The organism is Acinetobacter sp. ANC_7655 (assembly GCF_056784015.1).
Window position 1 is genome coordinate 13,088 of record NZ_JBWYJB010000015.1, and the last position, 24,041, is coordinate 37,128.

At 38.1% G+C, this 24,041-nt stretch carries 27 protein-coding genes; 12 read left to right on the forward strand and 15 right to left on the reverse strand.

What is annotated here, in order from left to right; all coding sequences use genetic code 11:
- Nucleotides 1-53: 53 nt before the first annotated feature.
- The 5 genes from AC1M9N_RS13115 to trpB are packed head-to-tail and all read left to right on the forward strand — an operon-like array spanning nt 54 to nt 4,086.
- Nucleotides 54-359: a YcgL domain-containing protein gene (locus tag AC1M9N_RS13115; RefSeq protein WP_035266558.1), complete on the forward strand. Its 306-nt coding sequence runs from the start codon at nt 54-56 to the stop codon at nt 357-359.
- A 34-nt stretch (nt 360-393) separates the two neighbouring features.
- Nucleotides 394-765: a hypothetical protein gene (locus tag AC1M9N_RS13120; RefSeq protein ID WP_092768473.1), complete on the forward strand. Its 372-nt coding sequence runs from the start codon at nt 394-396 to the stop codon at nt 763-765.
- Between the two features lie 29 nt (nt 766-794).
- Entirely contained in the window at nt 795-1,646 is an 852-nt protein-coding gene (locus AC1M9N_RS13125) for an AAA family ATPase (protein ID WP_092768445.1), read from the forward strand.
- Nucleotides 1,647-1,654: 8 nt separating this feature from the next.
- Complete coding sequence (locus tag AC1M9N_RS13130) at nt 1,655-2,842, forward strand: vWA domain-containing protein (RefSeq protein WP_481589503.1); 1,188 nt, start codon at nt 1,655-1,657, stop codon at nt 2,840-2,842.
- 35 nt (nt 2,843-2,877) lie between these two features.
- Nucleotides 2,878-4,086: a tryptophan synthase subunit beta gene (gene trpB / locus AC1M9N_RS13135; protein WP_481954883.1), complete on the forward strand. Its 1,209-nt coding sequence runs from the start codon at nt 2,878-2,880 to the stop codon at nt 4,084-4,086.
- A 35-nt stretch (nt 4,087-4,121) separates the two neighbouring features.
- Here trpB and AC1M9N_RS13140 read toward each other — a convergent pair whose 3' ends face one another.
- The 4 genes from AC1M9N_RS13140 to AC1M9N_RS13155 all read right to left on the reverse strand — a co-directional run bounded on the left by AC1M9N_RS13140 (nt 4,122) and on the right by AC1M9N_RS13155 (nt 6,473).
- Nucleotides 4,122-5,021 carry a hypothetical protein gene (locus AC1M9N_RS13140; RefSeq protein WP_481954884.1) on the reverse strand — a complete coding sequence of 300 codons (900 nt, stop codon included), beginning with the start codon at nt 5,019-5,021 and terminating at the stop codon, nt 4,122-4,124.
- Nucleotides 5,022-5,196: 175 nt separating this feature from the next.
- Nucleotides 5,197-5,628: a CBS domain-containing protein gene (locus tag AC1M9N_RS13145; protein WP_035266567.1), complete on the reverse strand. Its 432-nt coding sequence runs from the start codon at nt 5,626-5,628 to the stop codon at nt 5,197-5,199.
- An 87-nt stretch (nt 5,629-5,715) separates the two neighbouring features.
- The gene (locus AC1M9N_RS13150) at nt 5,716-6,099 is read right to left on the reverse strand and encodes a DUF2750 domain-containing protein (protein WP_481597989.1); all 384 of its coding nucleotides are present in this window, start codon (nt 6,097-6,099) and stop codon (nt 5,716-5,718) included.
- Nucleotides 6,100-6,239: 140 nt separating this feature from the next.
- The gene (locus AC1M9N_RS13155) at nt 6,240-6,473 is read right to left on the reverse strand and encodes an SEL1-like repeat protein (protein ID WP_035266572.1); all 234 of its coding nucleotides are present in this window, start codon (nt 6,471-6,473) and stop codon (nt 6,240-6,242) included.
- A gap of 225 nt (nt 6,474-6,698) precedes the next feature.
- Here AC1M9N_RS13155 and AC1M9N_RS13160 point away from each other — a divergent pair, with 225 nt between their 5' ends.
- Together AC1M9N_RS13160 and AC1M9N_RS13165 are read left to right on the forward strand one after the other, a co-directional pair.
- Nucleotides 6,699-7,058, forward strand: coding sequence for a hypothetical protein (locus tag AC1M9N_RS13160; RefSeq protein WP_481587962.1), 360 nt, complete (start codon nt 6,699-6,701; stop codon nt 7,056-7,058).
- A gap of 106 nt (nt 7,059-7,164) precedes the next feature.
- Entirely contained in the window at nt 7,165-7,485 is a 321-nt protein-coding gene (locus AC1M9N_RS13165) for a hypothetical protein (RefSeq protein ID WP_481954885.1), read from the forward strand.
- On the opposite strand, the gene AC1M9N_RS13170 is transcribed toward AC1M9N_RS13165, so the two are convergent.
- Complete coding sequence (locus AC1M9N_RS13170) at nt 7,482-8,993, reverse strand: M16 family metallopeptidase (RefSeq protein ID WP_481954886.1); 1,512 nt, start codon at nt 8,991-8,993, stop codon at nt 7,482-7,484. The two genes, AC1M9N_RS13165 and AC1M9N_RS13170, sit on opposite strands and share 4 nt — an antisense overlap.
- 7 nt (nt 8,994-9,000) lie before the next feature.
- A complete protein-coding gene (locus AC1M9N_RS13175; RefSeq protein WP_481954902.1) occupies nt 9,001-10,308 on the reverse strand; it encodes a M16 family metallopeptidase in 1,308 nt (435 codons plus the stop codon).
- A 252-nt stretch (nt 10,309-10,560) separates the two neighbouring features.
- Between AC1M9N_RS13175 and ftsY the strand changes: the two genes are divergently transcribed.
- The 3 genes from ftsY to AC1M9N_RS13190 all read left to right on the forward strand — a co-directional run bounded on the left by ftsY (nt 10,561) and on the right by AC1M9N_RS13190 (nt 13,227).
- Nucleotides 10,561-11,640 (forward strand): signal recognition particle-docking protein FtsY, encoded by a 1,080-nt coding sequence (ftsY, locus tag AC1M9N_RS13180; protein WP_035266635.1) that lies wholly within the window; start codon nt 10,561-10,563, stop codon nt 11,638-11,640.
- Between the two features lie 237 nt (nt 11,641-11,877).
- Nucleotides 11,878-12,471 carry a nitroreductase family protein gene (locus tag AC1M9N_RS13185; protein ID WP_481954887.1) on the forward strand — a complete coding sequence of 198 codons (594 nt, stop codon included), beginning with the start codon at nt 11,878-11,880 and terminating at the stop codon, nt 12,469-12,471.
- A gap of 114 nt (nt 12,472-12,585) precedes the next feature.
- Entirely contained in the window at nt 12,586-13,227 is a 642-nt protein-coding gene (locus AC1M9N_RS13190) for a DUF2057 family protein (protein ID WP_481954888.1), read from the forward strand.
- A gap of 58 nt (nt 13,228-13,285) precedes the next feature.
- Here AC1M9N_RS13190 and AC1M9N_RS13195 read toward each other — a convergent pair whose 3' ends face one another.
- The 8 genes from AC1M9N_RS13195 to AC1M9N_RS13230 form a co-directional block, all read right to left on the reverse strand.
- The gene (locus AC1M9N_RS13195; RefSeq protein WP_180028897.1) at nt 13,286-13,582 is read right to left on the reverse strand and encodes a cyd operon YbgE family protein; all 297 of its coding nucleotides are present in this window, start codon (nt 13,580-13,582) and stop codon (nt 13,286-13,288) included.
- A 1-nt stretch (nt 13,583) separates the two neighbouring features.
- On the reverse strand, nt 13,584-13,685 hold the full coding sequence (gene cydX / locus AC1M9N_RS13200) for a cytochrome bd-I oxidase subunit CydX (RefSeq protein ID WP_035266590.1): 102 nt from the start codon (nt 13,683-13,685) through the stop codon (nt 13,584-13,586).
- Nucleotides 13,686-13,711: 26 nt separating this feature from the next.
- Nucleotides 13,712-14,857 carry a cytochrome d ubiquinol oxidase subunit II gene (cydB, locus tag AC1M9N_RS13205; protein WP_481954889.1) on the reverse strand — a complete coding sequence of 382 codons (1,146 nt, stop codon included), beginning with the start codon at nt 14,855-14,857 and terminating at the stop codon, nt 13,712-13,714.
- Between the two features lies 1 nt (nt 14,858).
- Nucleotides 14,859-16,439 carry a cytochrome ubiquinol oxidase subunit I gene (locus tag AC1M9N_RS13210; protein ID WP_035266593.1) on the reverse strand — a complete coding sequence of 527 codons (1,581 nt, stop codon included), beginning with the start codon at nt 16,437-16,439 and terminating at the stop codon, nt 14,859-14,861.
- Nucleotides 16,439-16,630: a cytochrome oxidase putative small subunit CydP gene (gene cydP, locus AC1M9N_RS13215; protein WP_481587955.1), complete on the reverse strand. Its 192-nt coding sequence runs from the start codon at nt 16,628-16,630 to the stop codon at nt 16,439-16,441. The genes AC1M9N_RS13210 and cydP overlap by 1 nt, the downstream gene beginning before the upstream one ends.
- 411 nt (nt 16,631-17,041) lie before the next feature.
- Nucleotides 17,042-17,656: an OB-fold-containig protein gene (locus AC1M9N_RS13220; protein ID WP_035266601.1), complete on the reverse strand. Its 615-nt coding sequence runs from the start codon at nt 17,654-17,656 to the stop codon at nt 17,042-17,044.
- Nucleotides 17,657-17,673: 17 nt separating this feature from the next.
- Entirely contained in the window at nt 17,674-17,982 is a 309-nt protein-coding gene (locus AC1M9N_RS13225; protein ID WP_171076765.1) for a Rieske (2Fe-2S) protein, read from the reverse strand.
- 16 nt (nt 17,983-17,998) lie between these two features.
- Entirely contained in the window at nt 17,999-19,003 is a 1,005-nt protein-coding gene (locus AC1M9N_RS13230; RefSeq protein WP_481954890.1) for an adenosine kinase, read from the reverse strand.
- A 258-nt stretch (nt 19,004-19,261) separates the two neighbouring features.
- Between AC1M9N_RS13230 and AC1M9N_RS13235 the strand changes: the two genes are divergently transcribed.
- Both AC1M9N_RS13235 and AC1M9N_RS13240 read left to right on the forward strand, forming a co-directional pair.
- Nucleotides 19,262-22,201 carry an insulinase family protein gene (locus tag AC1M9N_RS13235; RefSeq protein ID WP_481954891.1) on the forward strand — a complete coding sequence of 980 codons (2,940 nt, stop codon included), beginning with the start codon at nt 19,262-19,264 and terminating at the stop codon, nt 22,199-22,201.
- Nucleotides 22,202-22,274: 73 nt separating this feature from the next.
- Nucleotides 22,275-23,366, forward strand: a complete 1,092-nt coding sequence (locus tag AC1M9N_RS13240) for a phospholipase A (RefSeq protein WP_228143132.1) — start codon at nt 22,275-22,277, stop codon at nt 23,364-23,366.
- A 39-nt stretch (nt 23,367-23,405) separates the two neighbouring features.
- Here the strand turns inward: AC1M9N_RS13240 and AC1M9N_RS13245 are convergent, their stop codons facing one another.
- Nucleotides 23,406-24,041: a CoA transferase subunit B gene (locus AC1M9N_RS13245; RefSeq protein WP_092768415.1), complete on the reverse strand. Its 636-nt coding sequence runs from the start codon at nt 24,039-24,041 to the stop codon at nt 23,406-23,408.

Here is a 24,041-nt window from a genome sequence, read left to right on the forward strand (position 1 = left end):
CCGTTTTTTTTGATGTATGCTTTGCTTTGAGTTTAAAAGGTGTTGTTTGAATCATGTGGTGTGAAATCTACAAATCTAGTAAGAAAGACGAAATGTATATTTACGTTGCGCGTCCTGAACAAGCGGAAAACCAAGAAGCTGTTGATCCGTTATCAGTATTATCTGATGCAATGAAAAATGCATTTGGCCGAGCGACATTTGTGATGTCACTGGAATTACATGCCGAACGCAAATTAGCGCGTGCAAATGTTTTACATGTGATGGATTCAATTCAGACGAAAGGATTCTTTTTACAATTGCCGCCTGAAGGATTGATCAATCCTAATGCGGTAGAGCCAGAGGGACTACGCGGTGCGTGATAATCAAGTTGGAGGATGGGATCAGTTTGTTTCAATGTTGGATTCAATTCCAGAATATAACATTGCAATTACCGTCTATATTCTCGGAACTTTGATTATTCTGTGGTGTTGGTACGGCATAGCGAAACGCCTACCTTCACCTTTAGGTGGAGTGACTTGGATTTTTGTGTTTGCTATTTTGGCAACACCAACGATTTCTGAAGGTCCTAATTCCGCCTTAGCACCTGCAACTTTTGGTTTGATCTTTGGGGTATTAACAAAAGATTCACCTTTGATCTGGTCTAATTTCTCATTGATTGCCTTTGTTATTGCTTTAGGGTTATTGGCAGGTTATTTCTGGACTAAGTACGCTTCTAAACAAAAGAATCCGAGACACACATCGTCAGTGAAGACACCGCCACTTTAATTATCCAAATAAAAAAATAAGGTTTCATTATGTCTGTTGATGCACATCAATTTACGGGTACAGATCAATATATCGCCACAGATAGTCTCAAGCTTGCTGTGAAGGCCGCTCGAGCGTTGCAAAAGCCTCTTTTAGTGAAGGGTGAGCCAGGTACAGGTAAAACATTATTGGCTGAACAAGTTGCTGATAGCCTGGGTTTAAAACTGATTACTTGGCATATCAAATCAACGACGAAGGCTCAACAAGGTCTTTATGAATACGATGCCGTTTCAAGATTACGCGATAGTCAATTGGGTGATGAGCGTGTTTATGATATTAAAAACTATATTAAACCAGGTAAATTGTGGGAAGCATTTACCTCTGAAGAACGTTGCGTTTTATTAATTGATGAGATTGATAAAGCAGATATCGAGTTCCCAAATGATTTGCTTCATGAACTAGACAAAATGTCATTCTTTGTTTATGAAACTGGTGAAACAATTACTGCAACACAGCGTCCAATTGTGATCATCACTTCAAATAATGAAAAAGAACTTCCTGATGCTTTTTTACGGCGTTGTTTCTTTCATTATATTGAATTCCCAGATGAACAGACCATGCGTGAAATTATTGCAGTTCATTTTCCAAGAATTTCAACGACATTGGTCAGTGAGGCACTTCAGGTCTTCTTTAAGCTTCGCCAAATACCTGGTCTTAAGAAGCCACCTTCAACTTCTGAATTAATTGATTGGTTAAGCTTATTGATGGCTGATGATATGCCTGAAGATATTTTAAGAAACCATGATAAGTCAAAAGCAATTCCACCGCTGTATGGTGCGCTCATCAAAAATGAGCAAGATGTGCAGCTACTTGAGCGCCTCGCATTTATGACTCGTCGATAGGTGATACTATGTTCGTAAGACTGTTTTACACCTTGCGAAAATACGGAATCCCCGTAACGACGCGCGAGCTGATTGATTTAAATCAAGCAATTAGTCTAGGTTTGGTTTTTGCAGATCAAGATGATTTTTATCAGCTTGTGAAGACAGTCATGGTCAAGGATGAGCGTTACTTCGATAAGTATGATCGTGCTATGAAGGATTATTTTCAGGGCATTCAAACCTTTGATGTAGATGATTTACTCAGTAAAGTTAATCAACTTCCTAAAGAATGGTTTGATTTAGAACTCCTTGAAAAACACTTAACGCCAGAGCAACGTGAAGCACTACAAAGAGCAGGTTCTTTAGAAGAGCTCATGAAAATGCTGGAAGAGCGTTTGCGTGAGCAACATAAAAAACACCAAGGTGGTAATCGTATGATTGGCACTGGTGGCACTTCACCGTTTGGAGCTTTTGGTGATCACCCAGAGGGGGTGAGAATTGGAGGGCCGGGACGTAAAAAATCTGCGGTGAAAGTGTGGGAACAACGTAAATACCAAAATCTTGATGATGATCAAATTCTGGGAACACGTCATATGCAAATGGCGTTGCGTCGTCTGAGAAAATTTGCGCGTCAAGGTGCTGAAGAAGAGCTTGATATAGATCAAACGATTCGCGAAACGGCTAAGCAGGGAATTCTTGATGTACAGATGGTGCCAGAGCGTCGTAATCGAATTAAAGTTTTGATGTTGTTCGATGTAGGCGGTTCTATGGATGCCTATATTGCACAATGTGAAAAACTGTTTAGTGCAGCCAAAACAGAATTTAAGACTTTAGAATATTTCTATTTCCATAACTGTCTTTATGATTACGTTTGGAAAGACAATCATCGCCGTACTTCGACAAAAATGAATACCTTAGATTTATTTAATACCTATGGTAAAGATTATCGAGTGATTGTTGTTGGTGATGCAAGTATGGCGCCATACGAATTAAAATCTGCTGGTGGTTCTGTCGAATACATGAATGAAGAGTCGGGTGAAATTTGGTTGCGTCGTTTGCGCCAGCATTATGAAAAGACGGCTTGGTTGAATCCTGAAACTGAGAATTACTGGCATTACACTCAAACGATAGGATTGATCAAAGAAATATTTGAAGATCATATGTATCCAATGACTTTAAAAGGCATTGAAGATATGACTAAATTCCTCTCGCGCTAACTTTTTTAAATTATATTCATCTAAAGGATCTTGATATGAGCTATCAAATCAATGGTGTGGCATTGCCAAATGAAGAAGGTTTTTTTGGTGAATATGGTGGTCAATTCATTCCACCTCATTTAAAAGCAGCAATGGATGAAATCAATGTTGCTTATGAAGAAATTCGTAAAACACCTGAATTTCAAAATGAGCTTTCAGAGCTGTTTGCGCATTATGTAGGTCGTCCAAGTCCTCTATTTCATGCCAAACGACTTTCAGAACAATTGGGCGGTGCTCAAATTTATCTGAAGCGTGAAGATTTGAACCATACAGGTGCACATAAAATTAACCATTGTTTGGGTGAAGCTTTACTTGCTAAATACATGGGCAAGAAAAAAGTCATTGCTGAAACTGGGGCAGGTCAACATGGTGTCGCATTAGCCACCGCTTGTGCCTTGGTTGGTATCCCATGTGAAATTCATATGGGTCAAGTTGATATTGAAAAAGAACATCCAAATGTCGTTAAAATGAAAATTTTGGGTGCGAATCTAATTTCAGTCACTCGTGGAACAGCAACATTAAAAGATGCTGTTGATAGTGCTTTCGAAGAGTATTTGAAAGACCCTGATAGCTTTATTTATGCCATCGGATCAGTCGTTGGTCCACATCCATTTCCTAAAATAGTGCGTGATTTCCAAGCAATAATCGGTGATGAAATTAAAGTTCAATCACAAGACAGATTTAATAAATATCCTGATTATATTGTTGCTTGTGTTGGCGGTGGCTCAAATGCAATGGGAGCATTCAGTGCATTCCTTAATGATGGTAGTGTGAAATTGATTGGTGTTGAACCAGCAGGACATGGTTTAGATACTGATCAACATTCGGCAACACTAACTTTAGGTAAACCAAGTCAACTTCATGGTATGGCGTGTTATGTACTGGAAGATGAAAATGGCGAGCCATTACCTGTGCATTCAATTGCTTCTGGATTAGATTATCCTGGTGTGGGGCCTCAACACAGTTTCTTAAAAGATATTGGTCGTGTTGAGTACTCAACAGCAACTGATGAAGAATGTCTGAATGCATTCATGACTCTATCTCGAGTTGAAGGGATTGTGCCTGCATTAGAAAGTTCACATGCTGTTGCTTGGGCGATACGCGAAGCTCCACAATTGTCCAAAGATACCATTGTTGTGGTGAATTTATCAGGTCGAGGTGATAAAGACTCGGACTATGTGGCAGAAAAATTAGGTTTAAATTAACACATAAAAAAACCAGCTTAGGCTGGTTTTTTTAATTACATTTCTGGTGGTTCTTCATTCAAAGGCGTAAGAATATTTTCAAAGGAGGAAATTTCAATTGGAATGAGCGGAGTTTCAATTGAAAGATCTTGAGCAAGTGTTTCAGTCGCTTGTTGAGCTTGTTGAGCTTGTTGAGCTTGTTGAGCTTGTTGAGCTTGTTGAGCTTGAACCATGGTTTTCATAATTTCATCAGCTGGTGCACTTAGTTCGTGTGCTTTTTTGCTGTCATATTTGGTGGCAAGTTCTTTTAAAATTGCGTAAGACAAATAACTCGTAAATGCTGGATTCTCAGATTTAACCTTGGATGGAAGTAGAGAAACGCAAGCGGCATGAAATAAACCATGTTGTACGTATGTTGCATTGAATGCAGGATCTTTAGCTTTATCAGGATCACCTAAATAACCAATTTTGAAGCCAATTTCAGATGCAGCACAGGCATTGGTTACTTCAGAAGAAGGATTGCGATAGTCAGCATTTTTTTTGAAATATAGCACTTCTGCGATCGACATCATTTCATCTTGAATTTCTTTGAGTCGGCCATCTAAGTTTGGGACTGCAAAATAATTTTTTAACTTAAATAGCGTTACAGTGCCTTCGAGCCATTTTTGGGGTTGTTCTGTATAATTCAAATTTGTATAACAGGCAGAAGTTTGCAGGGCGGCTTCAACAAATTCTTTGTTTTTTCTTGGATTTTTCATATCTTGATCAGCCCCTAAATATCCCATTTTGTAGGCTTTTTCATAGGTATTACATGCAGGCGTGATGAGCGTCTTTTTTTGATATGTTTTTGCTTTTTTTAGCAGCTCTATTTGATTCTTTATCGTTGGTTCAAGTTCAGATGCATAAGTGGAAGCAGTTACAAATAAAGCGGTGTAACAAAATAACTTTTTATACATCATTAGTCCTTAGGCAAAAAAATTCCATAATGTGATGACTTTACTAATGCTGTTTAAATAGTTCAATGACTCAATAAAAGAAAATCATTGTAAAAGATGACCAATTTCAATCTATTGTTCAAAATTGAGATCATGATTGAATTATCAAAAAAGCCCCCGAGATGGGAGCTTAGCTTTATCCTGAAATATACTGTTGAAGTTGTTCAATCAACACTTTTTGGTCTTCCATCGCGGCTTTAACTAAGTCACCAATAGATACAATTCCGACGAGTCTATCGTCTTCTAATACTGGCAGATGGCGAATATGACGTTCTGTCATTAAATCTAAACACTCATCTACGGTGTTGCTTTTGCTTACAGATAAAACCGTACCAGTCATAATTTCTGAGACTGTAGTTAAGTCGGATGTACGTTGCATAAGTGCAATTTTACGCGTGTAATCCCGTTCAGATAAAATTCCAACAAGTCTTTCATCTTGTACGACAACAACGGCACCAATACCTTTTGTTGCCATTAATGTGATTGCTTCTAAAACCGTAGCATCAGGTGTGATGGTAGAGATTTCTGAATTGTTTTTATTTTGTAGGACTTGAGCTACTGTTGTCATAAAGGTTCCTCTTGTTGGTTATTCGTCCATGTATAAGTTAATAACTGAAATCTTAAATCTTTACAATTGTTTTAGTGGAATTTTCTGCTAAATAGATGGGCTCAAATGATTTTGAAAAAATAGCATCTGCATGTGTGGAATAGTGAGCTTAAAGTGGCGATCTCGATGATTGCACAGGGCAGGTGTGACTTTTAGTCGCGTTAGGGTTGGGAGTAGTGAATTTTTAAAATCATCAGACGTTATTTTTCGAGGCTGATAGTGCGGCCAGTGAATTTTTGCATAATGTAAAGCCTGGACTGAGTTGAGCCAGAAGGGGAATATGTATTCTTGATTGATTGATCGAATGGCCCAACCTTGATGTTCTGGATTGTACAGTCCCCACAGTACTCCACAATACATCATGGTTTTAAGGATATTAACTTTGAGTAAAAAATGCTTTGAATTTGGTTGCAACTGTACAAAGGTGTTCATGATCGTTCGATGATTCATTACCAATGATGATAAGTTCAGTCTAATGATTTTTTCTTAAAGTTTAGTTGCATTAATTTAAAGTTTGGTAAGCAAATATGTAAATAAAAGAGCTAAAAAAACGCCACTAATGTGACGTTTATTTATGCTTGCATTGTGGCCATGTTTTGCCAATACTGTGCTTTCAAAGAATCACGTTCTACACGGAAACCTTGAAGATAGAGTTCAGCTAGAAACATCGCTGCTTTACCATGACCCGCACGTGCTGCATTCTCAAGTTCTGAAACTGCGTCTGTAAAATTCATTTCAAATTGAATGGTATTTACAGCATTTGAATACATATGTTCGAGGTCTTGTTGAGAGAATTGTTTAATCATATAAAACTCCTTATTCTAATTATGATTAGTACTACAGTTATAAAGACCTAAATTAGGTCAAAATGGAATATAACAAAGTAATATTAAACTAATATTACAATTTGCGTTAATTGTCAAATAAATTTTCAAGATAAATCTTTTAAAAAATACTTACATGATTAAACTTTAATCATTTTATATTGGGTTTATGATAAAACTGTAAATAACTATAAAGGAGAATGACTTATGACTAATACCATTGATGGTTTCACATTTGGCAATCCACCAGAGCCATCCGATATTATTGCGCTTGCACATCATCATAAAAAACAACTTGATGAAGCAATTTTTCATCAAGAAATCCATTTAGGTCACTACTGTTTAGAGCAGCGTAAACGTGTGCATGATTACACGCAGACGCTTGATCCTGCAGCGAAAGCTGAATTTTATCGCTACTATGACGGCGAATTAAAACGTATCGCCGTCATTGACGAAGAACACCCTGATGATGCTGAAGGTGGTTTGAGTGTTTTCACTATTTTTATTGTACTCGCGGTGATCGCTGCTATCTTATATTTTGGTGTTGTGCAGAATGTAGTCTCTTAAAGGTGAATAAGCGCCATTTTTTGCATAATGGTTCTTCTTTAAATCAACGTTAACACTATATTTTTAAAGCATCTCGGATTACACTTAAGCTAATCCGAGGTTGTACATGCTCCATTTAAAAAAAATTTCGTCTGATCTTTTCTCACAATTAAATATTGAGCAGATTCAAAATGCTTTCATCATAGGCATTGTACTTTTTATTCTTATTGTCTCTAGTATTGCACTGAATCGTCCAATTAATTCAGCCCACTTTGAACAAGTTCAAGCGCTCGCGGCTCAAAATCGTTTAGAGCGAACGCATGAAATGGCAAATTTGTTACTTGCAAAACCTAAGATTAAAAATATTGAATTTTATCGTTTGCTGAATGCTTATCATATCGAGAATGCTCATATAAAAATTTATCCACCGATTGAAAAGTTGGATTAGTTTTCAATCTTATTCAGATTGAGCCCAAGATTTTGATTCAGTATTTCTTCGATCTCCTTGGCAGTGACACGGTCAGAGACAGCAATAACAGTCATTTGATCGGGGTGTAAATGTTTTTGTATTGCATTTTGAATATCTTGGCGAGTTAATTTTCGAATCTGCTCCTGATACTCATTCAGATAATTGGAATTAAGTCCGTAAAAACCAATTGATGCGATTTGGGCATTAATATTTGCATTACTATTTAAGGTCATTGGAAAATACCGAAGAATACTTTCTTTATTTTCTTTAAGCAAAGAGTCAGTAATAGGCTGTTTTTTGAAGTCAATGAATACTTGATGTGCGAGCTTTAAGCTTTCGAGCAATTGGTCTTGTTGTGTCGCATATCCAAAACTAAAAACGCCAGGTACCTGTGGTGTAGTCAGCGTACTCGATGCGCTATAGGTGAGTCCTCGTTTAACTCGTAACTCTTTTGATAAGATTGAATTAAAACTCCCACCACCAAACATTCTGTTGGCAACTTCCAAAGCGGCACGATCTGGATGTGCTCGTTCTAAAGATAAATGACCCAATAATGCATGTGCTTGTAGGCTTTCGCGTTTTAGTATTGAAATTTTAAAACCTGATTCACTAACGGGAGTTGGAAGGTCAGGTTGTCTTTGCCCTTGCGGTAAATTGATACTGATCAGTTCCGAGATCTGTTGAGCTTGATCTTGAGTGAGTTGTCCTGTAATTGCTATATTGGAATTTTGAGCGACAAGCAATCGATCTCTAAATTCTTTGAGTAATTCGGGCGTAATTTTTTTTAAACTACCTACTGTCCCAGCTGTTGGTTGAGCATATGGATGATCCCCATACAGCATACGGTACAGTTGTATTGACATTAGTCTGGATGGATTCTCTTGAAGTTGTTTTTGCCCAATTTGAGTATTACTGAGCGCGAGATTAATGCCTGATTGTTTGAAGGTGGCATGTTTGATTAAATGCAGTAGTAAGTTCAATGCAGCGTCAAATTTTTCAGGATCATTTAACACTCTTAGTCGGACAACAAACATATCGCGATAGGCATTGAAAGAATATTTGGCGCCTAATCTCTCAAATGTGGTGGTAATCTGTTTGGCACTGAGCTGATCTGTTCCTTCAAGCATAAGGCGAGCTGCCATATTAGATATACCGTAAAGTCCTTGACCAATGACTTCATCTCGTGCAGATCCAGCATTAAATGTAATTTGAATGTCGACCATTGGCAGATCATTCGTTTCGACAAATAAGGCTCGTACATTTAAAGAGTTTTTAAGTTCTTGAACAAAAGGCGCTTGATAATTGTACGAATTTTTTTTGATCTCTTTTAAGCTTAACAAGTTTTTGATTGAGTTTAGACCACTGGGATCTTCTTCGATGATTTGTTCAATTGGTTCAGCTTCTATAAGTTCCTCCGCATGCGACATTGAACTCAAAATGGCACCACACAATACACTCGTTAAAAATAGAGAAGATAAATAATTCATAAAACGCCTAGTTATTGTTTTTGTGTTCAGGATAAAGATGTAAAACGCTCAAATTGTCACGATTAAAATAAATATTGGCAATGCGTTGTAAATCGTGCGGTGTGACTTTATCAAAGTAATCAGGGAGTTGATCAATCATGCGATAGTCTAGATCATTGATGCTGAGCAAACCAATGAGTCGAGCTTGCCCAATAATATCATCTTGGCTGAACACTAAATTTGAAATGAAATTCGCCTTGACCCGATTGAGTTCTTTTTCATTGACCAATTCTGATTTGAATAAATCTAGTTCCCGCTGTATGCGTTTTTGCGCTTGCTCAAGACTGATACCCTCAGCAGGTATGGCAGAGATTAAAAATAGGCTATCCCCACGATTATATGGATCATAACTCACATTAATTGAGGTTAGAATTCGCTTATCTCGGATCAGTCTCTCTTGTAGACGTGCTGAAATTCCGCCGTCCAATAGATTTTGAATAATGGTTAAAGCGTAGGCGTCTTGTGGATTTTTTGCTGTTTTAATGGAATTGACATTCCAAGACATAAATAAGTTGGGTACGTGTACAGCCTGATATTGCTCCATAAAGCGATATCCAATTCTTGAAAATTCAAGCACATCATTTCGTTCAGGAACTGATTTTTTGGGAATCTTATTAAAATATTTTTTTACATCTCGAATGGTTTGTTCAGGATCAACATCCCCAATAATGACCAATGTTGCATTATTCGGCGCGTACCAAGTTTCGTACCATTGCTTTAAATCATTCAATTGAATGTTATTCAGATTTTTCATTAAGCCAATCACTGGTTGGCGATAGTGACTGGTCGGGTATGCTATCCATTTAAATCTTTCATAAGCAAGGTTTCGAGGATTGTCCTCTGTTCGTTGCCGTCGTTCAGCCATTACAACTTTAATTTCGGGTTCGAAATCTTCTTGGCGCAGAACTAAATTTTGCATTCGATCTGCTTCTAACTCTAATGCCAGTGGAAGATATTTTTTAGGATAGAATTGATAGTAATTGGTGTAATTTGTGGATGTGAATGCATTGACACTACCACCATAAATTCGACTAAGGCGTGTAAATTCATCATTCGGTACTTTTTTAGTGCCTTTGAACATCATATGTTCTAGTACGTGTGAAATGCCGAGTAAATTCCCTGACTCGTCACTACTGCCGACGGCATACCAAATTTGGCTAATTACTACAGGTGCGCGGTGATCTTCTCTAATAATGACTCTTAAACCATTATCCAGTGTTGTTTCGACGGTGTTTCGAGAGAGTTGAGTAGTTTGCTGATTTGCAAATGCCATCATCGGTGCTGATGTAATCGCAGCAATGATGATTGTCTGTTTGAAAATGAGTTGCAGAGAGAATTTGAGCCGGCTGAGAGACACAATTAATCCGAATAATGACTTTAAAATTATTCTTGATGATGTCGTATATTTATTCAAGATTGAACTGTTGCAATTTGGTTGATCGTTTTAAAAGTAATTGCAGATCGTGAATTTAAAGCAATCTATGCTAAACTCCATTCTTTTAATCGCAATGCTTTTCAAGGAATCGGCATGCAAGAACAGCAAAATAAATTCTTGATTGATGCGGATATTGGTGATGACGATGTCACCTTACCGAGCCTCCCGGCCGTTAATGTGCCTATTATCGAAAACAATGAAGTAGAAAAGCTGGAAACGGTGCCGGCCGTTGAAGAAACAAAACCGAAAGGTGGTTTCTTCAGTCGTATGAAAGAAGGCTTATCAAAATCTCGTAAAAATTTAGCTGATGGAATGATGAATATTCTAGTCGGTGGTAAAGAGATTGATGATGAGCTGCTCGAAGAAGTTGAAGAGCAATTATTGGTCGCAGATATTGGGGTAGAGGCGACGAAAACAATTATTGCCAATTTGACTGAAAGAACTGCGCGTGGCGATTTGATCTACTCTCATTCTCTCTATAAAGCTCTTCAAGAAGAATTAGTTGCTTTATTAGCACCACGTGTCAAACCGTTACATATCGATCCGAATAAAAATCCCTATGTGATTTTGGTTGTGGGTGTAAATGGTGTAGGTAAGACAACCACGATTGGTAAACTCGCAAAACGATTGCAAGGTGAAGGTAAAAAAGTCATGCTCGCGGCAGGCGATACTTTCCGTGCTGCGGCGACTGAACAGCTACAAATTTGGGGTGAACGTAACGATATTCATGTCGTTGCACAAGGTCATGGTGCAGACAGTGCTTCTGTAATTTTTGATGCTTTTGAAAGTGCACGAGCGAAAGGGATCGATGTATTGATTGCAGATACCGCAGGGCGTTTGCATAACAAAGGTCACTTGATGGAAGAGCTCAAAAAAGTAAAACGTGTTATGCAGAAAATTGATGCGACTGCACCGCACGAAGTGATGCTTGTTGTGGATGCTGGCACAGGGCAGAACGCGATTAACCAAGTTGAAATGTTTGATGAAGCTGTAGGTTTAACGGGTCTTACTATTACCAAATTGGATGGTACTGCAAAGGGCGGTGTGCTATTTAACATTGCGAGCCGTACACATGTGCCAATCCGATTTATTGGTGTAGGTGAAAAGATTGATGATTTGAGACCGTTCTCAGCAAAATCATTTGTCGCTGCATTATTCGATAACGAAAAATAATTATTCTTGGGTTAATTTAAAAAGCTCCTTATACGGAGCTTTTTTTATAAATACTTAAAATTCATAAAGTTAATCAAATATGAGAAAGCCGAATCTTTTGACTCAATACATTAAATACGCAATTTGTTCCAAAAATAGAACACTTTGTTATAAAGATAAGGCTGAAAAGGTTTCGTAATATGAATAAGATAGCATCATCGTTAGCACACAATGAATGTTAAAAATAAGGAATAAGTTATGTCTTTTCTAAATCAAATTAAAAATCGCCGTACCATCTATGCAATTGGTAAGAATGTTTCTTTAGACAATACTCAGATTGAAGAAACCATTAAAGAAGCGGTACGTCAAAGTCCATCGTCATTTAACTCACAGACATCACGTGTTGTAACACTTTTTGGTGAGTCACATGACAAATTCTGGAATATCGTTTTAGAAACGTTACGTAAAATTGTTCCTGCAGAAGCATTTGAGGGGACTCAAAATAAGATCAATAGCTTTAAAGCGGGTCATGCAACTGTATTGTTTTATGAAGATCAAGATACGGTGAAAGGTTTACAAGAGCAATTCCCACTTTATGCTGAGAACTTTCCAATCTGGTCTGAACATTCAACAGCTATTGCTCAATTTGCGGTTTGGACTGCATTGTCAGAAAAAAATATTGGAGCATCATTACAACATTACAATCCAATTGTGGATGAAGAAGTGGCTTCAACATTTGAAATTCCATCTTCTTGGAAACTTCGTGCTCAGCTTGTGCTCGGTTCAATCGAAGCGCCTGCAGGAGATAAAACGTTTGTTGATGACGAAATTCGTTTTAAAACTTTTAATTAATCCAAATCATATAAAGGCACTTCAGTGCCTTTTTTTTATGACGAGTTCTGTCATTAAATTGTCATCGCTTGGTAGCATAGTAGTCATATCTAACAATCTAATATTGAGTTATTTATGAAATTAAAAATTGCGTCTGCATTGATATTTACGGGTTTAAGCAGTCAAATTTTTGCAGCGGCGACCTTGGAGGTTCCAGAGGAACTGGTCGTAATTTCAGTGAATAATCAAGAGGTTAAATCAGGACTATTTAAATCAAAAAAACAATACCAAATTGATGCGAATCAACCTTTGGTGAATGTTCGATATAATCAATACTTTGAACTACCTTTAAATAATCATGAGATCGTAAAGTCTGATATTCTTACTTTGAAATTGCCAACCCTAGAGGATAATAGGTCATACAAATTGGATTTAATTCATCCACCACGAGATTTGGACCAAGCAAAAACATTCGCCAAAAATCCTCAATTGGCAATTTATAATCAAAATAATCAACTCATTTCAAATAATCTGATTGTTCAAATGACCTCGCAAAGTTTGCTAGGCGGTACGATCAATCAGATATTGCATAATGATCCACAAGTTAGCCTAATGACCAAGTCAAGTTCACCATCAATAAATACTCAAACAGTGGAACAAGCTGACATTAAAAATACAAATTCAAATACTCATGATGGTCAGACGTTGATTGAAGCATGGAAAAATTCTTCAAAGCAGGAACGTCAAAAATTTATGACTTGGCTTGCAACGCAATAAAACATTTAATATTTCATAAACAGATATAAAAAAGCCCTCATAGAGGGCTTTTTATAAATTAAGTGAACAGCCAAGTATAGTAACCATAAATCATTAATGGCCATGCTACAAATGGGCTAAATAAATACTTCCATATCCAATAACGTGGTATAAACCCTATGCCATGGATAAAACCTCCAGATATTCCAATCATAATCAGCATCATGGCACGGTGACTGTAATGACCACTTGCATCCAACATTAGACTTGGGTGGATGAGTAATATGGTTGCGAGAGGCAATGCCATCAGAAATGAAATGATCATTGCAAATGAGTATTTACGTTTTTCAGAATTTGACATCGCAAGCTCACTCATTTCATTCACCATCTAAGTCTTGATGTTGTTCCATGTAAATGGCTGCAAGTACACTCGCGAAACATGCCATTAACACACCTAGTATCCATGCGAAGTACCACATAATTTTCTCCTAACAGTGATTCGGTTTTAATACAGACTATGCGTGTGGTCTTGAATATGTTTCTTGGTAATCACACCCCACATTTTGTAGTAACACCAAGTGGTGTATGCCAAGATCAGTGGAACAAAAATACATGCAGCAACAGTCATTACTGAAAGCGTCATTTGGCTAGATACTGCATCCCACATCGTCAAGCTAATGTTTGGATGAATACTAGATGGCATCAGGAATGGGAATAGGGCAAAACCAGCAGTGAGAATTGAGCCAATCACAGCGAACGATGTACCCACAAAGCTAAGTCCCGCTTTATTTTTAGACGATGCTAAAACCACAATTATTCCTCCGATAATTGCCATCACCGGTGCCAATATTGTGATTGGATAAATAGAATAATTGTTCATCCAACCATGATTGGCATCAGTAAGTACTTCTTTAGCGAGTGGATTAGCTACACCATTCGTATCATAAGGGGTTACAAGTGTGTAGCCTTCGATATTGCCGAAATATAACCAAGCACCAGCACCGATAAAACAGATGAGAAAAAGAATACCCATATATCGTGTAGCTTGAGCAGAGCGTGTTCTTAATGCACCTTCAGTGCGTAGCATTAACCATGCACCACCATGCGCAGCAAGCATGGTCAAACTCACCAATCCACAGACCAAGGCAAATGGATTTAAAAGTGCAAAGAAGCTTCCTGTGTAAGTTGAACGAACAGTTTCATCAAGTGTAAAGGGGACGCCAAGGAACATATTGCCAAAAGCAACACCAAAAACGAGTGCTGGTACTGCGCCGCCAATACATAAGCCCCAATCCCAAGCATTACGCCATTTAGTATTTTCGAGCTTAGAGCGATAGTCAAAACCAACAGGTCTAAGGAATAAAGCAAATAATACGAGTAACAGCGCCCAGTACATACCCGAGAAAGCTGTTGCATATACCATTGGCCAAGCTGCGAAAAGTGCACCACCCGCAGTAATAAACCAAACTTGGTTTCCATCCCAATGTGGTGCAATGGTGTTGATAGCAGCACGACGCTCTTCATCGTCTTTACCGACGAACGGCATCAGTGCCATAGAGCCCATATCAAATCCATCAGTCAAAGCAAACCCAATAAGGAGGACGCCGACCAATACCCACCAAATGATTTTGAGAAGTTCATATTCAATCATGTTAAATCTCCTCAGTTGACTTATTGGCTGCTGCTAGTTTTTCGAAATGATACTTTCCAGTATGTAAAGAGCTTGGTCCTAGTCTTGAGAACTTGATCATTAAATACATTTCTATGATGAGCAGCACTGTATAGAAAGCAGCGAGTGCTAAAATTGAACCCCATACATCCGCTGAACTAATACTTGATGCAGATAGGTGTGTTGGTAAAACTTCACCAATAGTCCATGGTTGACGACCAACTTCAGCAACGTACCAACCTGTTTGAGCTGCAATCCATGGAAGTGGAAGGGCGATCAGTGCAAACTTGAGCAACCAAGTTTTATTTTCAGCATTACGTTTCATGACGGCATACGTTGCAAGAATGAACAACAAGAGCATTAAGAAACCTGACGCCACCATCGCTCTAAATGCCCAAAATAAACTTGGAACATGAGGGATAGTATCTAAAGCTGCAGACTTAATTTGTTGTTCAGTAGCATCAACCACAGTTGGTGTGTATTTCTTCAACAATAGACCATAACCCAAATCTTTTTGAGTCTCGTCAAATGCGGCTTTGAGTTCTGGTGATTGATCTCCAGCGCGAAGTTGTTCAAGCTGTGCATAAGCGACCATACCATTACGGATACGTTGCTCATGTTGTGCGATTAAATCTTTGATCCCTGTGACTTGTTCAGTTGTAGAGCGAGTCGCAATTAAACCCATCACATATGGAATTTTCACAGCATAGTCTGTTGTTTGCGTCTCGGGATTGGGGATACCAAATAATGTGAATGCAGCTGGAGCTGGATGTGTATCCCATTCTGCTTCAATTGCAGCGAGTTTAGTTTTTTGAACATCACCTAATTCATATCCTGATTCATCACCCAGTAAAATTACGGATAATGTCGAAGCAAGACCGAAAATAGCAGCAATGGCAAATGAACGACGGGCAAAGGCCAAATCACGTTTTTTAAGTAGGTAATAACTTGAAATTGCCAATACAAAAATTGCACCAGTCACATAACCGGCAGAAACAGTATGGACAAATTTAACTTGTGCCACTGGGTTAAAGATTAGTGCGGCAAAATCTACCAGCTCCATTCGCATGGTTTCATAGTTAAATGCGGCCCCGACAGGGTTTTGCATCCAACCATTTGCAACCAAGATCCAAAGTGCTGACATATTAGAGCCTAAAGCCACTAACCATGTCACACATAAATGTTGGACTTTAGAAAGACGTTCCCAGCCGAAAAAGAATAAACCAATAAAAGTAGATTCTAAAAAGAAGGCCATTAATCCTTCGATTGCTAATGGCGCTCCGAAAATGTCACCTACATAATGTGAGTAGTAAGCCCAGTTTGTACCAAACTGGAATTCCATCGTTAGTCCAGTGGTTACCCCTAAAGCAAAGTTGATCCCGAATAACTTACCCCAAAACTTGGTCATGTCTCGGTAAATCTCTTTGCCTGTAATGACATAGGTGGTTTCCATGATGGCAAGGATAAATGCCAAACCTAGAGTGAGGGGTACAAATATAAAGTGATACATTGCGGTCATTGCAAATTGAAACCGCGATAGATCGACCACGCTTTCAGAAATCATCAACGTGTCTCCTTCATTTTAAGTTCGCTGCCCGTAATTCGTTCAGCGACTTGATGGTCAAAGTTTTTGGGAATGGTAGGTGCATCAAACCAGATATTTTTAATCACGATAAGAATGATTACTTTGATAATAAGAATCAAAGTAATCTCTTTGATTAAATTTTTATTTAAACTTGAAGGTTTAATCATCATATTTAAATGCATTATTTGAATCTATTTTAATTATTATTATCTTTTTTTTATTTAAAATAAATACTTTGTAGTCATAAATATTTTTAATATAAAAAATATAATAAAAACAATAGCTTGTGGTTTTAATTTTTAATGATATTAAATCCGACTAAAATGGTTATATTTAAAAATAAAATAGACTAAATTACTTGGTATTAATATTTTAATTCCAACTAAAATAATAGGATTGTTGTTTTAAAGCTTATTAAATTGGTTGGTTTTAAATCTAATTAAAATAGTTGGTTATAAAGATTTTATTAATTTTATATAATCGGTGAGTTGGTTGGATTTAAATTTAATAGGCGTCAAAAATACCTTGAATGAACTATTTTCAAATCAAATGCATATAATTGAAGTGGGGGTAATAGCTAATTAATGCTGATCAACATTGAAAAGTTGATTTGTTTTTGCAATTTTTTTAGCAATAAAATGAGATCTTTTTGCACGGATCAGGAGGATTTGAGATTGAAATTCAAGTTCCCCAAACTCTGGTTCAACTTGTACATAATGTAATTGACCGAATTCATCGCGAACGCGTGCTTGAGCAGAGAAACCAGGTCGTGCATTACCACTAGAAACAGTTGCTAGTCGACCAAGCAAATTTGAGTGCTCTGATTTGTATTTGGGTTTGATTACTTGATCCAAACAATGAATCATAAATACCGTAAAGAAGATTGCGATAATTAAAGCGGGTAATAAAACATAGTACCAAGCTAGAAAGGTTTTCTGGCTTGCAAATACAATGAGCTGAAGAAAATATCCAGCAAAACTAAAATTGATCAGAAAAAAAACAAGAATGAGAACTTTGGAAAATTTAACTTGAAGCAAAGGAAGGCGAATAAGCCAATAAGGTGTTAATTTTTTTATAAATTGACTAGGTCTTAAGCCAACAAAATAGCCTAAGGTTTCAGCCATGCTGAGCATTAGCAATGCAAACACGCACATATGAAATGGCATTAAATCAATTTCCATTAAAAATGCCAGCATGTCATTCACCTCATGACTTAAGATTCTAAGTAAATTCCACCATCAGAATGAACTTTAATCTCGACTTTTTCTAAAGATTCACCTTGGCATGGGCCTGAAATGCACACACCAGTTTCTACATCAAATAAAGCACCATGAGTAGAGCATTCAATGAACTCTTGATCACGATCTAAGAATTGATTTTCAAGAAACTCGAGCTCAACTTGCAAATGTGGGCATACATTTTGATACGCATAGAAGCAACCATCTCGTTGCGTAATGAAAATGTTGTCACCATTTTCAGTTTCAAAAGATCGAGATTCTCTTTCAGGAATGTCTTCAGTCATGCAAATTTTATTCATGTTATGCGACTTCTATTTGAAATTCTTTAAGAAGTTTAGCGTAATCAGCTACGTCTAAACGTGGACCAAATTGAGCAACCACTTGGCTTGAGATTAAAATAGCCAATTCAGTCGCTGTTTGTAAATCTTTACCAGCATTTAATGCATATAAAAATGCACCAGAGAAAGCATCACCAGCACCGTTCGTGTCTAAAGCAACAACTTTACGTCCTTTCACTTGAAGTTCAGTTGATTCCGTTGCTACAAGAGCGCCGTCTGCTCCAAGCGTAATAATGACGGTAGAGCTTAATTTTTTAAGTGCAGCAAGAGCATTTTGTAAGTCATCAGTTTGTGTATACATCAATGCTTCTTGTTCATTACAGAATAGAACATCTACACCATCATCTAATAATTCGTCCAAGCCTGTACGCGCATACTGCACCATAGCAGGATCAGAGAGCGTTAACGCAATTTTAACATTATTTGCTTTCGCAATTGCACGCGCTTGCTTCACGGCAGCTCGTGCCGTATCACTCGTAGAAAGGTAACCCTCTATATATAACCATTTAGCGGTTTTTAGCGTTTCAAAATCAATTTGTTCATTACTGAGTTCAGCTGTAATACCTAAGAAAGTATGCATGGTACGTTCTGAATCAGGACTGACCAAAACCATGCAAGTCCCAGTTACGCCTTCACTGATCGAACGTTCAGAGGTTTGTATTCCTGCATCATTTAGACCTTTTAAGTACAACGCTCCAAGATCATCATTGCCGACACGGCATCCATAAAACGCTTGACCACCTAAGGCACTAAAAGCCACTGTTGAGTTAGCTGCAGATCCCCCAGAGGCTTGACCTTTATATTCTTGAGAATTTTTTAAGTTTTGAAATAGACGGGCTTGAGTTTCCCCATCTGTAAGCTGCATAGTACCTTTTTGCAAATTTTGCTCTAAAAGAAATTCATCAGATACTTTGAATTCTTGGTCAATGAGGGCATTGCCAATCGCAAAAAGGTCAACTTTAGCCATGTCTAAATTCACATCACGAAAAAAGAAAACGATTTTACACCAATGCGATTGAATTCAGTAGCGTATTGCTTGATTTTCAAGCTTTAACCCGCATTTAATCGAAATGAATTATTTAATTCCGATATAGTTCTATTGATTTAGTTTTAATCTGACTATTTTACTCGGAAAATAGTTAGAGTTTGTTGTATAAATGATGAATTGTATTGAACTATCAGTATAATGATCTTTGTTAAAATTTATGTAAATTAAGGAGCACACATGACCGTAGATGTTACTGAAACCATTCAAAACACCGTTCATCCCGCGTTTCAGTTGGTACGTCAACATCATGTAGCCGCACTCGATATATTAGTTTCAGAATACCGTCATAAAGAAACTGACGCTGTGCATTTTCATCTAGCAACTGAACATGATGAAAATGTTTTTTTAGTTGCTTTCCGTACACAACCGATGGATTCAAAAGGCGAAGCACACATTCTTGAGCATACTGCATTATGTGGTTCTGAAAAATTTCCTGTACGTGATCCATTCTTTTTAATGATCCGTCGTTCTCTAAATACGTTTATGAACGCATTTACAGCTGCCGATTGGACAGCTTATCCATTTGCGACACAGAATAAAAAAGATTTCCAAAACTTACTTTCCGTCTATTTGGATGCAGCATTTGCAGCCAATTTAAACCCTTTGGATTTCGCTCAAGAAGGTATCCGAATTGAGTTGGAGAATGGTGAGCCTGTTTACAAGGGTGTGGTTTTTAATGAAATGAAAGGTGCAATGAGTTCACCTTCAGATCAGTTATATCACCAACTTGCTCATCATTTATTCCCTAAAACGACTTACCACTATAATTCAGGAGGTGATCCGAAGGATATTCCTGATTTAACTTACGAAGAGTTAGTCAGTTTCTATAAGTCACATTACCATCCAAGTAATGCTATTTTCATGACTTTTGGTAATCAATCTGCCTATGAGTTACAAGAGCAGTTTGAAACTTTAGCGTTATCTAAGTTTAAGAAAGGTCAAACCTTATATTCGACACCAGAACAGCGTCTAGAAGCACCTATTGAGGTGACAGAGACTTACGCGGTAGATGCTGAAGATTTGAAAGATAAAACCTACCATGTACTGGCATGGTTACTTCCTGAATCTAGTGATATTCAACTTCGTTTAGGCTTACGTTTGGCTGAAGGGATCTTATTGGAAGATTCTGCTTCACCATTACGTCACTATTTAGAAACGTGTGGTTATGCTCAATCTACAGGACCAATTTTAGGTCTTGATGATTCTAACTATGAAATGACTTTCTACTGCGGTATTCAAGGTTCAAATCCTGAACATGCAGAAACATTCAAAAACGGTGTGTTGAATGTGCTGAACGAGGTTGCCTCGAAGCCTGTAGATCAGTCATTGGTTGATGCGATTTTGCATCAAATTGAATTACACCAACGAGAAATTGGTGGAGATGGCACGCCTTATGGTCTAAGCCTCATCCTCAATGGTTTAAGCAGTGCAATTCATCATAATGATCCAATACATGTTTGGGACGTAGATTCGACCATTGAGCAAGTGAAAGAGCAGTTGAAAGACCCGATGTGGTTGCCTAATCTGATTAAGACCCATTTGATTGATAATCCGCATCGTGTACAGATGACGCTTGTACCAGATGCGAATAAGTCGAAATTAGAGGCTGAAGCAGAAAAACAGCGTTTAGCTGATATAGGCGCACGCTTAACAGATGCCGAAAAAGCGGAAATTGTACGCCAAACTGAGGCATTAAATGAAAGACAGGCGACTCCTGACAACTTAGATTTATTGCCGAAAGTTGGTCTAGAAGATATACCCGCTGAGCTTCCAGTCGTTCAAGGTCAATTGCGAGAAATCATTTCTAATAACTTAGATACACCTTTGAACTTATACCATGCTGGTACTAATGGAATTTATTACCAACAAGTGATTATTCAAATTCCTGATCAAGTCGTGAAATCACCATATTTTAACTTACTCTCCGTGCTCATGGGCGAGGTCGGTGCAGGTCAATATAATTATTTAGAATTACAGCAATTACAAACAGCGGTAAGTGGTGGCCTTGGTATGGGGGCATCTCTACGTAGTAAAGTTGATGATAAAGGTAAAATTAGCGCATTTTTAACGCTGACAACCAAATCGCTTGCCCACAAACTAGATACGATTCAATTGTTAAAATTGGCATTTGAAAAACTACGTTTTGATGAAAAGGATCGTATTATTGAACTCTTACAACAACGTAAGACGCGTTGGGCATCCCGTTTGTCTGGTTCTGGACATAGCTATGCCATGCAGATCGCTTCTCGTAATCTGAGTGCATTGGCATTACGTGATTATAATAATACTGGCTTAGGTGCGCTTAATTGGTTGAGCGAGCTTGTTCAAAGCATCGAAACAGATGAGCAAGCTTATGCGCACCTCATTCAAGAGTTGCAAAATATTCACCGTTTGTTGTTACTCGCGCCTAAACAGTTTCTACTGGTCTGTGAAGAGCAGCAGTCTGAACGTTTAATTGAAGAAATTCAAAATGTTTGGGATAAACTTGAAGTGAATCGTGAACCAGTGCGTCTTGCTGAAGTTAATTTTGAACAAACACAAAATGATGAAGCATGGCTGATTCAATCCAATGTCCAATTCTGTGCTTCTGCTTATCCAGCAGTTGAAGTTTCTCATCCGGATGCAGCACCGTTAATGGTGCTTGCGGCTTATCTACGGAATGGTTTCCTACACAGTGCAATCCGTGAAAAAGGAGGCGCTTATGGTGGTGGTGCAAGCTATGATGGCAATGCTTGTGCATTTAGATTCTATAGTTATCGTGATCCACGTTTAGCAGAAACTTTCCAAGATTTTGAAGCAAGTATTGATTGGTTATTGAATACTGAACAAAAACCACACCAACTTGAAGAGGCGATTCTGGGTCTTGTATCGAGCATGGATAAGCCAGGTTCTCCAGCAGGTGAAGCAATTACTGCATGTTATGCATTATTGCATGGACGCACGCCTCAATTCAGAAAAACTTTACGAGAGCGTTTGCTCAATGTAACGTTAGATGATCTAAAGCGTGTAGCAGAAACGTATTTAGTGAATCAAAAACCAACGAAGGCTGTTGTAGCACCAATGGCTAAAAAAGAGCAACTTGCAGAACTTGGGTTTTCAATAAAACAAGTGAATTAAAATTAAAAATGGGGCTTAGCCAATGCGAAATAGAATAAAACGTTCACCAATATGGTTGGGTGTGTCGTCGTTTATGTGTTTGCCTATACAGACAGTTTGGGCAACAGATGTGGTACCAGCGAATCCAGCGTCACCACAAGCGTGCGTTGCACTTGATTCAAATGCAGAGCGTTTAGCCTGTTATGATGCATTGTTCAAAGCCCCTGAACTTGAGCAACCTGCTTATGTTTCTGAGCGTCAGGCTGCGCGTGAAATACCAGCACCGCAGGTTGAACCACAGGATTTAAAGTCTAAAATCGAACAAAAAGTTGAAAACTTGTTTTCGGTGGAAGGTCCTGTAATTACACCGAATTCATCGTTGCTTGATAAACGATGGGAATTGGCTGAAGACAGTAAATTAGGTACATGGAATATACGCGCACATCAACCTGTATATTTACTTCCTGCATTTTGGACGTCTGATAAGAACGAATTTCCATCGAGCCCAAATCCTCAAAATACCGTAGAAGATGATCAAAATTTAAAGTCTTTAGAGTCCAAGTTTCAAATTTCACTCAAAACTAAAGCTGTTGAAAACTTAATCGGGAATAATGGCGATATTTGGTTGGGTTATACCCAGTCCTCTCGTTGGCAGGTTTACAACTCTGAAGAATCACGACCATTTCGTGAAACGAATTATGAACCTGAAGCAAGTATTGTGTTTAGAACCAACTATGAATTTTTAGGTTTAAATGGTCGCTTACTCGGTTTAACGCTGAATCATCAATCAAATGGACGTTCGGATCCTTTATCACGTAGTTGGAACCGTGTGATGCTGAACTTAGGATTTGAGCGTGATAATTTCGCTATGATGATTCGACCTTGGTATCGAATCGAAGAAGATTTCAATGATGATAACAATCCTGACATTAAAAACTATATTGGTCGTGGTGATTTAACGACTTTTTACCGTTGGAATGATCATGATTTTAGTTTGATGTTAAGACATTCACTTAAGGGTGGGGATGATTCTCGAGGAGCTGTTCAATTTGATTGGGCATTTCCAATCAGTGGCAAACTTAGAGGTCATTTTCAATTATTCGATGGGTATGGTGAGAGTTTGATTGATTATAATCATCGTGCTACCTATGCGGGTATTGGCGTTTCTTTAATGAATGCTTTCTAAATAAAAAAACCACGCTTAGGCGTGGTTTTTTTAGCGATCTTATTGCGATTGAATTAGGGGAACTCCAGTCACTTTCTGTATCTCATCAAAGTTGACGTCATGAGCCAGTTCTATCAGTTTTACCCCTTGAGGCGTGATATCCAAAACCCCTAGATCTGTAATCACGCGATGAACGACTGCTTTACCTGTAAGGGGCAGTGAACATTGCGGAACAATTTTTGGGGTGCCATCTTTGGCACAATGTTCCATTAGCACGACGACTTTTTGTACGCCAGCCACCAAATCCATTGCTCCACCCATACCTTTGACTTTTTTCCCTGGAATCATCCAATTCGCAAGATCACCTTGCTCAGAGACTTCCATAGCGCCAAGTATAGCTATATTCACGTGCCCACCACGGATCATGGCAAATGAATCAGCACTGGAAAAAAATGCAGCGCCTGCTCGCGCCGTAACAGTTTGCTTACCCGCATTAATCAGGTCAGCATCTACGGTTTCTTTTGTTGGAAATTCGCCAATTCCCAGCAAACCATTTTCAGATTGGAGCCAAACATTGATATTTTCAGGAATATAGTTCGCAACCAATGTAGGCAATCCAATCCCTAAATTGACATAAAATCCATCTTCGAGTTCCAAGGCAGCTCGTTGTGCCATTTCATTACGCGTCCATGCCAT

What these genes read in the sequence shown, in the direction of transcription:
- AC1M9N_RS13225 (WP_171076765.1), bottom strand. Translation starts at nt 17,982, where the DNA reads ATGACTGAAGACATTCCTGAAAGAGAATCTCGATCTTTTGAAACTGAA.
- trpB (WP_481954883.1), top strand. Translation starts at nt 2,878, where the DNA reads ATGAGCTATCAAATCAATGGTGTGGCATTGCCAAATGAAGAAGGTTTT.
- AC1M9N_RS13185 (WP_481954887.1), top strand. Translation starts at nt 11,878, where the DNA reads ATGTCTTTTCTAAATCAAATTAAAAATCGCCGTACCATCTATGCAATT.
- AC1M9N_RS13165 (WP_481954885.1), top strand. Translation starts at nt 7,165, where the DNA reads ATGCTCCATTTAAAAAAAATTTCGTCTGATCTTTTCTCACAATTAAAT.
- AC1M9N_RS13145 (WP_035266567.1), bottom strand. Translation starts at nt 5,628, where the DNA reads ATGACAACAGTAGCTCAAGTCCTACAAAATAAAAACAATTCAGAAATC.
- AC1M9N_RS13150 (WP_481597989.1), bottom strand. Translation starts at nt 6,099, where the DNA reads ATGAACACCTTTGTACAGTTGCAACCAAATTCAAAGCATTTTTTACTC.
- AC1M9N_RS13115 (WP_035266558.1), top strand. Translation starts at nt 54, where the DNA reads ATGTGGTGTGAAATCTACAAATCTAGTAAGAAAGACGAAATGTATATT.
- AC1M9N_RS13240 (WP_228143132.1), top strand. Translation starts at nt 22,275, where the DNA reads ATGTGTTTGCCTATACAGACAGTTTGGGCAACAGATGTGGTACCAGCG.
- AC1M9N_RS13155 (WP_035266572.1), bottom strand. Translation starts at nt 6,473, where the DNA reads ATGATTAAACAATTCTCTCAACAAGACCTCGAACATATGTATTCAAAT.
- AC1M9N_RS13195 (WP_180028897.1), bottom strand. Translation starts at nt 13,582, where the DNA reads ATGAGTGAGCTTGCGATGTCAAATTCTGAAAAACGTAAATACTCATTT.
- ftsY (WP_035266635.1), top strand. Translation starts at nt 10,561, where the DNA reads ATGCAAGAACAGCAAAATAAATTCTTGATTGATGCGGATATTGGTGAT.
- AC1M9N_RS13160 (WP_481587962.1), top strand. Translation starts at nt 6,699, where the DNA reads ATGACTAATACCATTGATGGTTTCACATTTGGCAATCCACCAGAGCCA.
- AC1M9N_RS13245 (WP_092768415.1), bottom strand. Translation starts at nt 24,041, where the DNA reads ATGGCATGGACGCGTAATGAAATGGCACAACGAGCTGCCTTGGAACTC.
- cydX (WP_035266590.1), bottom strand. Translation starts at nt 13,685, where the DNA reads ATGTGGTACTTCGCATGGATACTAGGTGTGTTAATGGCATGTTTCGCG.
- AC1M9N_RS13130 (WP_481589503.1), top strand. Translation starts at nt 1,655, where the DNA reads ATGTTCGTAAGACTGTTTTACACCTTGCGAAAATACGGAATCCCCGTA.
- AC1M9N_RS13235 (WP_481954891.1), top strand. Translation starts at nt 19,262, where the DNA reads ATGACCGTAGATGTTACTGAAACCATTCAAAACACCGTTCATCCCGCG.
- cydP (WP_481587955.1), bottom strand. Translation starts at nt 16,630, where the DNA reads ATGATGATTAAACCTTCAAGTTTAAATAAAAATTTAATCAAAGAGATT.
- AC1M9N_RS13170 (WP_481954886.1), bottom strand. Translation starts at nt 8,993, where the DNA reads ATGAATTATTTATCTTCTCTATTTTTAACGAGTGTATTGTGTGGTGCC.
- cydB (WP_481954889.1), bottom strand. Translation starts at nt 14,857, where the DNA reads ATGATTGAATATGAACTTCTCAAAATCATTTGGTGGGTATTGGTCGGC.
- AC1M9N_RS13120 (WP_092768473.1), top strand. Translation starts at nt 394, where the DNA reads ATGTTGGATTCAATTCCAGAATATAACATTGCAATTACCGTCTATATT.
- AC1M9N_RS13220 (WP_035266601.1), bottom strand. Translation starts at nt 17,656, where the DNA reads ATGCTGGCATTTTTAATGGAAATTGATTTAATGCCATTTCATATGTGC.
- AC1M9N_RS13175 (WP_481954902.1), bottom strand. Translation starts at nt 10,308, where the DNA reads ATGATGGCATTTGCAAATCAGCAAACTACTCAACTCTCTCGAAACACC.
- AC1M9N_RS13210 (WP_035266593.1), bottom strand. Translation starts at nt 16,439, where the DNA reads ATGATTTCTGAAAGCGTGGTCGATCTATCGCGGTTTCAATTTGCAATG.
- AC1M9N_RS13230 (WP_481954890.1), bottom strand. Translation starts at nt 19,003, where the DNA reads ATGGCTAAAGTTGACCTTTTTGCGATTGGCAATGCCCTCATTGACCAA.
- AC1M9N_RS13125 (WP_092768445.1), top strand. Translation starts at nt 795, where the DNA reads ATGTCTGTTGATGCACATCAATTTACGGGTACAGATCAATATATCGCC.
- AC1M9N_RS13140 (WP_481954884.1), bottom strand. Translation starts at nt 5,021, where the DNA reads ATGTATAAAAAGTTATTTTGTTACACCGCTTTATTTGTAACTGCTTCC.
- AC1M9N_RS13190 (WP_481954888.1), top strand. Translation starts at nt 12,586, where the DNA reads ATGAAATTAAAAATTGCGTCTGCATTGATATTTACGGGTTTAAGCAGT.